This window comes from Shewanella sp. cp20, assembly GCF_000832025.1.
Taxonomy (GTDB): domain Bacteria; phylum Pseudomonadota; class Gammaproteobacteria; order Enterobacterales; family Shewanellaceae; genus Shewanella.
This window is the reverse complement of record NZ_JPII01000017.1, coordinates 533,068-544,540: the sequence shown is the minus strand read 5'-3', so window position 1 is coordinate 544,540 and position 11,473 is coordinate 533,068. Positions and strand designations below refer to the sequence as shown.

Below are 11,473 nucleotides of genomic sequence, written 5' to 3'. Positions count from 1 at the left end.
TTAACTCAATACCTGTGAGTGTCCACACAGATTACTTGATAAATTGTTAAAGAGCATTTGCACATCTCGGTAGTTCCGAGTGGCTAGGGCTGCGTATTTTACTCAGCGCGACTAAGGCGTCAAGGCCTTTTCTCAGAATGTTTTATAAATCTGGCCCAAATGCTCAAACATCGAACAATGTGATGGATTCCCCATCAGAAAGGCGATATTTCAATAGACAATAACCTGGCTATCGGCCCCAAACCTCGCTTCATCCCCACCATAGAAGCTAGGAATAGCACAAAAGATAGGACAGAAAGATAGGAGGATTTAAAGCTTTGCGCTGATTAAGCCAAGCCATGATTAATCTAAGTCTTGATTAAGCCAAGTCCTAATTAAGACAAGCCATGATTAAAGCGCAATTTAATGATGCCTGGTAAGCTGGCGTATCGACTCTAAAATCTCAAACGATGCTGGCGGCCATGACTGTAGCCATGACTGGATATGTAACCTTTTCACCTATGAGCGCTGAAATACAGGTCGGCGCCCCCTCCTTGGCAAACATGCCCTCTCCTCGACAAACATATCGTCATCTAGTCACAGGCCACGACAACACGGCTCTGCTCTCTCGTTAAAAACCGGCGAGCTCTCTTGAGCATACACTCCACTATCATGAGCATACAGGCCACTATCATGAGCATACAGGCATAGACTTAACACCATCAAAGTGTACCTTGACTTATCCTATAGTTACCCTAAACCACAGATATACCTGCGTTGATGATTTAATTACCTCTTATGACAGCATAGATCTATCTTGAAAAGTCTAAAAAACCAGTAAGAGTAATTGTGCTTCGACCAGACCTTAGCTAAAGCTAAAATCGAGTTAACGGACCTGATTGTTAATTCATTTTAGACGCCAAGGCTATCTTCAAGTTTTTCTGTGCGCGCTCAAAATACGTGGGTGAAGTGTCTATCGCTTGCTTAAACATAGTGATCGCTTGCTCATACTTGCCTTCTAACATTAAAAAGTAACCCAGATCATTTAATGCATCAGCTTTGGACATTGTCTGCTCAAAACTAGCCAGGGCTTTTCGATACAACCCTTGTCGTATGTAGACCAGACCTAAATTTGACCACGCTCGATTAAAACTGGGATCGGCTCTTAATGCCTGCTTAAGATAGACTTCCGCTTTTTCATAGTCGCCAACAAGATAAAATGAGTAACCTAAGTTAGTGGCAATTATTGGCGATTGCGGCTGAAACGCTAAGACCAACAAAAAATAGGTCCTCGCCATCTGATGGTAATTCTCGAGGTCTTCTAAAATCCCCAATGCGTTATACACTCTTAAAGGAGATAGCTCATCCAAAGCAATATACCCAGTATTCGCAGCGGTCGTCTTCTGCTTTGCTAATCTTTGTTGATCGAGCATGACGGTCTTTTCAAGGTGTTTTCGAGCCAATGCGTATTGACGCTGGTCAATCTCAAGAATCCCTAATTCAGCATTGGCTAACTTGTGCTCTGGAGCGATAGTAAGAGCTTCGTTATACGCTTTAAACGCTATGTCTTGATTACCTTTTGCCAAGTTAATTCGCGCAATTTGATAAAAAGTATCGGCATTGTTCTGATTAAAATCTAACGCTTGAATATAAGCATAAAGCGCCTTATCCAGGTCACCAGCTCGCTCTGCATCGATGGCTCGATTAAGTGCATCCTGCTCAGATATGGGCGCACTAGCTCCCAAAGCAATTTGAGACTGTCCCTTATATAGATCTTGGCGCTGCGGTTTGGGAGAAATTTGAGCTTCCTCATTGGTAGATGCGCAGCCACACAAAATGAGTGAAAAAACCAACACGACAACAGTCAATCGCCGCGATCTCCCGAACCTTGTTAACATAAACTCACTCCTTAGTTTATTTAAAGCACAACATATTGCCCCATTGCTAAATTAGAAAGCTTGCCCCCAGACTTTCATCACTTTCATCACAGCTGGGCCCACGGCAACAATAAAGAAAGAGGGCCATATACAGAACATCATCGGAAATATCATTTTTACAGCCATCTTTGCCGCTTGTTCTTCGGCTTGTTGTAAGCGCTTATCTCGGTATTCCTCAGAAAACACCCTTAGTGTGGCTGCGATTCCGGTACCTAACCTTATACTCTGTGAGATAGCCGAATTGAGTCCCTTAATATCCTCTAGCCCTGTGCGTTCCGTAAACTCATTCAGGGCCACTTTTACTGTCAGTCCCGCTCTAATTTTATTGCACACCAATTCGAGTTCACTGGATAGGTCAGGATGACTTAATGAAAGCTCTCTTGCGACACGCTGTAAAGCCGCTAAAAGCCCTAATCCCGCCTCACAACAAACAACCAGCAAGTCAAGCGCATCAGGAAATCCGACCCTCAGCGCACGCATACGTTTATGTGCCATATAGGTCAAAATAGTAGATGGTGCCAAAAACAAAACCCCCATGATCAAACAGACTAAATAGATACTGATCATGACTGATAAATCATTAAAATATTGGAGTAGCACTACAGAGATCACTGCACCAGTCAGCAATAACAAAAGTCGAATTGCACTAAATACCGCCAATGCATTGTCTGAATGCAAGCCCGCATGTATTAGTAGTCGACGAGTCTCGTCATTAGATAAATTCAAAAAAGAGAGCTTACTTAACTTTCCAATACCATGCTCTAAGGTCTTGTTTACTTCACTTTGCTCATAGGCACCTGATTGGCTCTGCTCACCAGTAATATGCTGTAAACGCTTTCTTACGGGCGAATAGACGCCGCTAATCAGGAAAGAAACTGATAATGCGAGTGTTATTCCCACTATCGCAGCAACGATATAAATTGCCCATTCAACGTGTTTGGGGTCATCAAAGAGCTGATTAATAAGTCCTATTAAGTAGTCCATATCACATATCAATCCTAATCAATTTACTGATCCAAAGGCCACCGAGTGTCATACCAATCGCGCCCCATATTAAGAGACGACGCCCATCTTCGGTTCCTGTGAGTTCGCCGACATAACTAGGGGTCTGGATGTAGATAACAGCAAAGAGTACAAAAGGTAATAAAATTAAAATCCAAGCAGAAAGCCGTCCCTCAGCCGATAGCGTTTTCACTCGTCGACGAAACATAAAACGCTTACGGATGACTTGAGACAGGTTATCGATATTTTCTGCTAAATTCCCCCCAGTTTCCTTCTGCACCATGACGGCACTTGCAAATGCCATGGCCGACACGCTTGGTACACGTTCGATGAATCCGAGAATGGCCCTTTTAGTGTCTTTGCTGTAATTGATGTTGGCAAACATTAGGCTGAACTCTTTAGCCAGGGGTCCATCCATCTCTTCAGTGACTAACTTAATGGCATCAGAAAAAGAATAGCCCGCTTGTAAGGCACGCCTTAATACATCAAGGGCATCGGGAAAGCTCGCTTCGATCGCATCCATTCTTTTGGCAGTGTCTCTATTGAGCTTGAAAAAGAACAACATGAAAACCATGAAAACAACGAAGACAGTCATTAATGGTTCACGCATATACCACCAGCTAGCCCCACCAATCACACTGGCAGTCACCAGGGCTAACAGTAAGAACTGATGACCCAATAAACGATAATCAGCAAGCTCCAGTCGATAGCTTAAATCTTCTATAAAACCTATATGCTCTAATGCTCGACCTATCGCGCCCACTTTGCTTAAACGATTTTTTCTAAGCAACGAGGTTTCCAGTACTCCATCACCAGACTCCTGTGCTAACTTCTGTAAACGTTTCCTAACCTGTGCAGTATTAGCACGCTGTGGACTATACACGGGTAAAAATAGGGCTTGAGAAAGGAAAATAACCGCGATGAATATTAACCCTAAAAATATCACTTCATTAGAAAGCATAGGTGTATCTCCTAAAACTTAGCGAAAGGATCACCGCAGTTAAACAACTTATAAGGTAAATCGATGCCACGTTGTTTGAGTTTAGAGTGAAAACCCGGGATGACGCCGGTAGCCTCAAAACTGCCCTTTATCTGGCCATGTTCATTGATACCTTCGCGAGTAAAACGGAATATCTCAGACATAGTGATGACATCGCCTTCCATGCCGTTAATTTCCTGAATACTAATCACACGCCTTCGCCCATCCTCTTGGCGTTCAAGTTGAACGACCAAATCGATAGCTGAAGCAATTTGAGTTCTAATGTTACTCACTGGCATATCAAATCCCGCCATGCAAACCATATACTCTAATCTGCCTAGCGCATCTCTAGGGCTATTGGCATGCAATGTGGTAAGCGAGCCTTCATGGCCAGTATTCATCGCCGTAAGCATATCTAATGCTTCACCACCACGAACCTCTCCAACCACGATTCTGTCTGGTCGCATCCGCAGACAGTTCTTAACGAGATCTCGCTGCGTCACCTCACCACGACCTTCGATGTTTTGCGGACGTGTCTCTAATCTGACGGTATGAGGTTGCTGCAATTGCAGCTCGGCAGAATCTTCAATAGTTACAATACGTTCATCAGAAGGAATATAGCCAGACAACATATTAAGTAATGTGGTTTTACCGCTACCGGTACCGCCTGAGACCAATACATTTAACTTTCCCTTAACGCCACCTTGAAGAAGTTCGACCATGTCAGCTGTAATTGACTCATAATCGATCAATTCTTTTGCCGTTAATTTATCAACGCCAAAGCGTCGAATAGATAGCGAAGGGCCATCTAAGGCCAGGGGAGGAATGATGGCATTGACCCTTGAGCCATCAGCCAATCGAGCATCAACCATGGGTGATGACTCATCAATACGACGCCCGACACTAGAGACAATACGATCTATGATATTGAGAAGGTGAGCATTGCTATGGAATTTAACATTGACATGCTCTAATTTACCATGACGCTCCACATATACCCTATCAAAAGAATTAACCAAAATATCTGAAACTGTCGGATCTGCTAATAATGTCTCTAGCGGTCCCAAACCTAATACTTCATCAATAATGAGTTTTATTAATCTTTTTCTAGATGCAAGGTTAATTGGAATATGCAAATCACTCATGAGCCTGTCGCATATTTCACTTATTTGACCCCGAGCTTGATCTGCTGAAACCGTTTCAATCAATGACAGATCCATCACGCCAAGTAACTTATCATACAACTTTATTTTTAGTTCTTGCTCTTCAACACTCAGGGGTTGATAACTTTCCTCACCAGAAAAACTCTTATTCTCCATCATAAGACACCTCAACTAATGTCCCAATAAACGCGACAAAAAGCCTTTCTCTTTTTTAGGCTCATCACCATTCGCAGGAATTAAATTTTGAGTCAAGTCGACTAAATCTAGGTACATTCTCTGTTTTTTAGCTATTTCCGTGATGGGTCGACCCAAGTCCTCACATTGGCTTGCCAAGTTATAATCATTCCCCACAACAAACACTGAATCAATCCCAAGCGCATGCTTAATATCATTTATTTTTATTTGTGCATCGGACTTATTATATCGATTAACCAATATATGGATTTTACTCTTATCAATACCCAAATGATTAATTAGCTGTTGAATAAGCGCCTTTACCTCTCTAATTATGATTAAATTTTGCTGCGCCACCAACAAAATGTCTGCGTTGCGGAGCAATTCAATATTCCAATACTCTGGACCACGGGAATAATCTAAAATAACTTGATCATTAAACTGACGGCACTTCCATATTAAGTCGTATATATTTTCCAACTTAATATCATGATGCAAATTTAATAATGAGAAAGGAGCCGCGGCAAGCAGATGTAACTTACCTTTCGAAATCATTGCACTACGCAATGCAACCTCATCGAGTTCATCCAAGGCCTGTAAAGCATCTACAAGGTAATAATTAGGCTCCACTCCTAAAATGTGTGCTAGTGCCCCATGGTGTAAGTCAGTATCTAACAAAGCTACATCCATATCACCTCGCTCAGCGGCGATAGCAGCCAAGCTTGACGCAATAAAACTGGCGCCCGAGCCGCCCTTACCGTTAACAACGGCTAATACAGGCGCAAGCTCAGCCTTGGTGCTTAACAGCTGGGCAATGTTTTTAAGCGCTGTGATCAGTTCAATATCGGGCGCATCCAAAGGAATAAAATCACTCACTCCATATTGAAAGGCATGTCGTATTACTTTTTGGGGGGTATCTCTTCCTAGAATTATCACCTCTGACTTATAACTGGCAGCACATGCTAAGGCTTGTTGAGCTAACACTTCTTCATTTGGAATGACCAACAAAATCAGGTTAAAAGACTTACCTGACGCATCGGCACTTTTACTTCCTGTCAAATCTGTAGTTTTCTCCCAATGTAAATTGACACACTGAGTTAAATTAGCCTCAATTTTGGGTAAAAACTCTTTTTGCACATCTATCAACAAGACGTTCAATGGAGAAGGCATATAAAAATCCATATTCTCCTCTAAACTCGAAGCATTACTAGATTTACTAGTGAATAATTTCAATGGTTTGTCCATATAGCCAACCCTGAGTTACTACAACAATCCTTATCATTACTATAGTCGCTAATTCGGAGAGTCATCACACTAATATCGTGATTATTGACAGATGGTGCTTCCTCCAGGAAAAACCCCCAAGCTCTCTCGCGGGAGCGTGGTGGTAAATACTGGCGAATTTAGGCTGAGATGTAATCCGGGTATCCAGAGATCATGCTGATAATTTTTAATTTCTGCTTTGACCAACTCGATATCGGCGCCAGTTGCTGGATCGCCATTATCGCGAAGATAGCTAATGTCAAGGTTAGCGGCAGTTAAGTTAGGTACCAAATTGTTGCCGTTAAACAAAGCCAAACTGTCTATATTTGTCGTCGGCTGGCACACAATTGCTAATCTCGCTGCGCGGCGCGAAGCTTCCTGCAATACACTGTATGTATACAATAGTCGCCCAACCTCAATGGCACCAAACAGTAAGATAAAAAACACTGCCGCAACAATTGCAAACTCAACAGTATAGATGCCTTTATCTCTTCTCATAACGCTATAACCGCATAGTTAGTATTGAGATTAAAGCTAAGATCGACCTCATTGCCCAGGCCAAAAGTAGTAAGTTTCTCCCCCAGTATCGGTTGCCAGTCGTACGACACCGAAATAACCAATCTTCGGCTGCCGGCTGGAGACTCAACAATATTAATATCTGACGCACTCAACCCTTTTAAGATCGGGCTTGCTCCTACAGTCGTCTTACCATAGAGGAGTAAATTTTTAGTCTTTGAAATACAATTACCACACTCTTCATCAATCAATGGATTGGGAAGGATTGATGTTTGCTGAGTATCTGCATGAGCCCCTAAATACAATCCAGCATCGCGAACTAACTTAGTCAGGGTATTATATTGAAACAAAAAATGACCCAACTCTCCGGTTGCAAAAACCAGTAGCAACATAAAAGGCAATAGAATGGTCATTTCAACTGCCGCGACGCCCTTTTGTAACGAAAAGTTCATTGCATTCTCCTAGGAGTCTGGGCTATCAGGATCTTTATAAAGCACTATTGTATGATTATTGCTGACGAAATCGGGATCGACCGATGCATTGCCAGTTCCTGGACACTCGGTCACAAACTCCCCCACTACAAAGGATTCTTGCCCACCTTGGTCAACATCTTGTACCAAGAAAAAACAACCAGTCGTTTTAACTTCAATTTCATTACGGCCATTGGTCAGTCCATCGCAAACACCAATAACCACTGGCATCTCTCTGCGATAATTTGCGTCTATAGTACTGTCTATACAATTATCGATATTGGAATCCGCTAAATATTGGCCATGACTATAGTAGGCGGCGCTAGGGTTCGCTATGTTACCATCGGCATCAAGATTAATGCGTTCTCCCTGGCATATGTTGCGATCTCTTGGGTGATCCGTGGAATTCAACCCCCCGCCTTGCCACTGACCAAAACGGGTATTCAGACCTTGAGACACAGGGCCAACATTATTACCAGGCTCTGTCGGTACGAAATCACCTGCTCCAACACAGCTATTCGTTGAGTATTCACCCGCCAGCGCCTCGCGCATAACATCGGCCCCTGTGCCGTCCAAAGCTAATAATTGAAAATTACCCGGCCCGATAGCTTCATCACTTGCCTGCGCTGAACCCGACTTCATAGCGTACAGGCTGTTAGTCTCTATGCCATAGGGGGCCGGTACTTGCTCTCCATTTGGGCCGGTTACGGTATAATCGGGATCATCATTCACTGCACAAACCAATAAGGGCACAATTTTATTGTTGCAAGTTATATCAGTACTTCGCCCCGCGACCGCTGATGCCCTAACACGTTTATTGAAACTTAACAGTTGGGCAAGAAAATTATCTAAACCAACATTTTCAACTCTCACTCTGACATATTCACTCCCTTCGATAGTGACAGGGATGAAGGGGTCGGGCAAAACTGAGAACTCAATCGAGATATTACTCGTTACATTATTTGTGCTGTAATCGGCAGGGCTAAAGCTGATATTAGTTTCCAGTTCATTGTTTTCTTTAAAAGCAAGATTCTGTGACAACATGCTCACTGCCGCCTGCCTTGCTTGCGCTAGCGTTGCACCGTTATCGAGTGCTTTAGCTGCATGCAGGGCCGAGGCATCCACAGCATTTTGTAACCGCCCCTTGCTCAGTAACATATGACCACCATCCAGGGCTAATGCGGCCACTGCAAGCAACGAAAATAAGCCTATGGTAAACATCACCAAAATTGCACCGCGCTGACGCCTTACACCTATATGCATTATCGAATCATTGCCTGACGTGCCATACATATTTGATCTCCGACTAATAATTATTCAATTATCATCGAGGTGCCTAGCTCTTTAGCCTTAGTGGGACTTTCACTACTTTCTCGATAATTCAACATCACTTGACGACCATAGTTACCCTCTAAGCTTAAGACTAATCCGTCGTTACGCTCAGAGGCTTCAGGATCGAGAACTTGAACATCTCTCACTTGTAAATAGCTGTCTCCCATAGAGAAGTTGTGTTCGTTAGCACAAGCCGACACAAGTAAACTGCATGCAATAATACATAGCCACTTGTTCACTTCACTCACTCTGACATTAAAACTGTTCATACTCATCACTCCAATCTAAAGTGAATGGCCGTATTTCTGTTGAGTGCCACTGTTTTCAATTTTGATATTAGACATCACAGGTTCGTATGGCGTATCCGCCTTGTCCTTAGGACGCTCCTTGGTAGAGCTTTTACCCAGTAGATAAAACTCGACATCCGATGGAGCAACAAAGCCATCTGTGGGAAGGACAACATCCTTTTTATTGAAAGGTCTCACTAAGCGAGGCGTCACTAAAATCACTAGCTCTGTCTGGCCACTACGAAAACTCTTGCTGGAAAAGAGTTGTCCAAATACAGGAACATCACCGAGACCTGGCACCTTGTCGATATTTTCACGTAAGGTGTCGCTAATCAGGCCACTAATGGCGATCGTTTGACCGTCGGCCAACTCAACCGTTGTCGCTGTGCTGCGTTTAACCAGAGAGGGAACAATTAAAACTGAAGTGGTATTGCTCCCTGATATCGAAACAGAATTAGAATTACTTAATTCACTAACAACTACGTCCAAATTTAAATTTATCTGGCCTGAATCCAACACAGTGGGTAAAAACTTCACCCCGACACCAAAATCACGATATTGAATCGTAGTGCTACCATCTTTGTCTGGCACAGGAACGGGAAATTCGCCACCGGATAAGAACTCGGCTGATTGACCACTCATAGCAGTCACATTGGGCTCAGCCAACACCTTGGCTAATCCATTTTGTTTAGCCACATCGAGGGCAAAGTTTATCAGTAAGTCTTGGTTAATATACTGAGCGAAAAAGCCTTTACTGGTTACTCCACCAATACCCGAATCGACGAATCCACCACCGCCACCAACGACACCGCCGGACAGGTGTGAGCCTTGATTAAAGATCAGAAATTTTGAATCAAACTGACGCGCGATTTCTCGCTGAACCTCGGCAACGACCACTTCAAGCATCACTTGGTGACCGCCTCCTATGGTCATCATGTTTAATACCGTACTTTTGGGTTTACCTACCGTAGGCGCCGCATCCACATATGCCTGAGCCAACTCCATTGCAGTGTTCATTTTTTGTAGATTGGAAGCCTGACCACTTAATAAAAGTTGTCCCTGAGAGGTTTGTACTGCCAGTTTTTCTGTGGGTAAAAACTCATGCAAACGTAATTTTAATCCATTTAAATCATGGGTCACTTCAATATCCATGACACTGGTTAATATTTCGTTTTCATCCCAGATCATCACATTCGTACTACCCAACTTTTTACCCAGTACATACAGATTATTCTTGGGTAAGAGCTTGATATCTGCGATATCAGGGTTCCCAACAGAGACTCTTTGTACCGATTTAGGTAATGGTAAGACACGAGATTTAAAGATAGGGATCTGCTTTAACTCCTTTGCTCCCTCAAATGGCCCTCCAGCCATTACTGGTAGATGCATCAAGGCCGAAATGAGCACCAAGAACATGCATCCTAGCTTCCAGTTTTTGCCAGTCGAACGTAGCATAGTCCACTCCTCTTCAACCCATGGGTTGTATCAAGTATGTACTTAAGCGATTAATCATTTACCTTAACCTCTTGTTCTTGTATTCCTTTTAATATTAGCACCTTAGATTTAGAGCCAGACTGAACATATACGACCTTTTCAGTTGGTATTGATGGCTTAATGACTACAGGCTGAGCCTCAACGAGTGGCTTATTCGACTCGGACGGCTCAGATTTGTCTTGATTGAGTAAAGCCACCTCAACTTGTGCATCATCATTGGGGTTTCTTAAGGCTAATTGCAGTGAGCCACGCCCTTTCGCAACCAACAACTGTTCCGCTTGAGCCATACTCAGCTCTAAGGTAACCGCTCTAACCAGCACGGGTTTATTCTCATCATTTGACGCACGTTGATCGATAGCCAAAATCTTTACATTAGAAAGCACCACATCAGTCTTATAATCCCCCTCTTTAAAAAGGTTGATTACATCTACTCGGTTACCTGGGAGCAAGAAACCTGCTACGCCAACCACATCGTTTACCCTTATGGTAACTGCTCGCATATTAGGCTGAATAAGGCTAGCTAATGTGCTCCCCTCACCTTTATTGATCAGTTTTTCTTGGCGTAAAATCTCACCAGGGTACAGCTTTTGATTTACGACCTTTCCTTCGGCATCTTCAAACTTGGTCACAGAGCCTTTAGGCACGATGCCTTCAGGGACAGCGGTGAGAACTAAATGCTTGCGATCAACAATGGTCCCCATAGGCACCAAGCTTGACACTGTTACCACGTTGGTGGTGTTTGCCACCTTGGTACCACTGGTGTTGGACTCAAGCCAATTTTGAGCGAGGAAAACCGCTATTACACCAAATATCACTGACAAGACGACAAATAGAATCGTTTTGTTATTCATAATGAACTCCCGTCGTTAACCATAAT

Annotated in this window: 11 protein-coding genes; all 11 read right to left on the bottom strand. The window is 43.2% G+C overall.

Going from position 1 to position 11,473, the window contains the following annotated elements:
* Nucleotides 1-881: 881 nt before the first annotated feature.
* The 11 genes from DB48_RS06940 to cpaB all read right to left on the bottom strand — a co-directional run bounded on the left by DB48_RS06940 (nt 882) and on the right by cpaB (nt 11,447).
* Nucleotides 882-1,877: a tetratricopeptide repeat protein gene (locus tag DB48_RS06940; RefSeq protein WP_041509525.1), complete on the bottom strand. Its 996-nt coding sequence runs from the start codon at nt 1,875-1,877 to the stop codon at nt 882-884.
* A 51-nt stretch (nt 1,878-1,928) separates the two neighbouring features.
* A complete protein-coding gene (locus DB48_RS06935; RefSeq protein WP_041509524.1) occupies nt 1,929-2,900 on the bottom strand; it encodes a type II secretion system F family protein in 972 nt (323 codons plus the stop codon).
* 1 nt (nt 2,901) lies between these two features.
* Nucleotides 2,902-3,879 carry a type II secretion system F family protein gene (locus tag DB48_RS06930; RefSeq protein WP_041509523.1) on the bottom strand — a complete coding sequence of 326 codons (978 nt, stop codon included), beginning with the start codon at nt 3,877-3,879 and terminating at the stop codon, nt 2,902-2,904.
* Between the two features lie 11 nt (nt 3,880-3,890).
* The gene (locus tag DB48_RS06925) at nt 3,891-5,216 is read right to left on the bottom strand and encodes a CpaF family protein (protein WP_041509578.1); all 1,326 of its coding nucleotides are present in this window, start codon (nt 5,214-5,216) and stop codon (nt 3,891-3,893) included.
* 15 nt (nt 5,217-5,231) lie between these two features.
* Nucleotides 5,232-6,479, bottom strand: a complete 1,248-nt coding sequence (locus tag DB48_RS06920) for an AAA family ATPase (RefSeq protein ID WP_041509522.1) — start codon at nt 6,477-6,479, stop codon at nt 5,232-5,234.
* Between the two features lie 81 nt (nt 6,480-6,560).
* Entirely contained in the window at nt 6,561-6,995 is a 435-nt protein-coding gene (locus DB48_RS06915; protein WP_041509521.1) for a TadE/TadG family type IV pilus assembly protein, read from the bottom strand.
* The gene (locus DB48_RS06910; RefSeq protein WP_041509520.1) at nt 6,992-7,465 is read right to left on the bottom strand and encodes a TadE/TadG family type IV pilus assembly protein; all 474 of its coding nucleotides are present in this window, start codon (nt 7,463-7,465) and stop codon (nt 6,992-6,994) included. The genes DB48_RS06915 and DB48_RS06910 overlap by 4 nt, the downstream gene beginning before the upstream one ends.
* Before the next feature lie 9 nt (nt 7,466-7,474).
* A complete protein-coding gene (locus DB48_RS06905; protein WP_235375353.1) occupies nt 7,475-8,746 on the bottom strand; it encodes a pilus assembly protein TadG-related protein in 1,272 nt (423 codons plus the stop codon).
* A gap of 50 nt (nt 8,747-8,796) precedes the next feature.
* Complete coding sequence (locus DB48_RS20390) at nt 8,797-9,084, bottom strand: hypothetical protein (protein WP_041509518.1); 288 nt, start codon at nt 9,082-9,084, stop codon at nt 8,797-8,799.
* Between the two features lie 15 nt (nt 9,085-9,099).
* Nucleotides 9,100-10,557, bottom strand: a complete 1,458-nt coding sequence (locus DB48_RS06895) for a type II and III secretion system protein family protein (protein WP_041509517.1) — start codon at nt 10,555-10,557, stop codon at nt 9,100-9,102.
* Nucleotides 10,558-10,607: 50 nt separating this feature from the next.
* On the bottom strand, nt 10,608-11,447 hold the full coding sequence (gene cpaB, locus DB48_RS06890; protein WP_041509516.1) for a Flp pilus assembly protein CpaB: 840 nt from the start codon (nt 11,445-11,447) through the stop codon (nt 10,608-10,610).
* Nucleotides 11,448-11,473 lie beyond the last annotated feature (26 nt).

Excerpts from the sequence above, each read along its gene's own strand:
- DB48_RS06935 (WP_041509524.1), bottom strand. The coding sequence starts at position 2,900 with ATGGACTACTTAATAGGACTTATTAATCAGCTCTTTGATGACCCCAAA.
- DB48_RS06895 (WP_041509517.1), bottom strand. The coding sequence starts at position 10,557 with ATGCTACGTTCGACTGGCAAAAACTGGAAGCTAGGATGCATGTTCTTG.
- DB48_RS06940 (WP_041509525.1), bottom strand. The coding sequence starts at position 1,877 with ATGTTAACAAGGTTCGGGAGATCGCGGCGATTGACTGTTGTCGTGTTG.
- cpaB (WP_041509516.1), bottom strand. The coding sequence starts at position 11,447 with ATGAATAACAAAACGATTCTATTTGTCGTCTTGTCAGTGATATTTGGT.
- DB48_RS06905 (WP_235375353.1), bottom strand. The coding sequence starts at position 8,746 with ATGCATATAGGTGTAAGGCGTCAGCGCGGTGCAATTTTGGTGATGTTT.
- DB48_RS06915 (WP_041509521.1), bottom strand. The coding sequence starts at position 6,995 with ATGAGAAGAGATAAAGGCATCTATACTGTTGAGTTTGCAATTGTTGCG.
- DB48_RS06925 (WP_041509578.1), bottom strand. The coding sequence starts at position 5,216 with ATGGAGAATAAGAGTTTTTCTGGTGAGGAAAGTTATCAACCCCTGAGT.
- DB48_RS06920 (WP_041509522.1), bottom strand. The coding sequence starts at position 6,479 with ATGGACAAACCATTGAAATTATTCACTAGTAAATCTAGTAATGCTTCG.
- DB48_RS06930 (WP_041509523.1), bottom strand. The coding sequence starts at position 3,879 with ATGCTTTCTAATGAAGTGATATTTTTAGGGTTAATATTCATCGCGGTT.
- DB48_RS20390 (WP_041509518.1), bottom strand. The coding sequence starts at position 9,084 with ATGAACAGTTTTAATGTCAGAGTGAGTGAAGTGAACAAGTGGCTATGT.
- DB48_RS06910 (WP_041509520.1), bottom strand. The coding sequence starts at position 7,465 with ATGAACTTTTCGTTACAAAAGGGCGTCGCGGCAGTTGAAATGACCATT.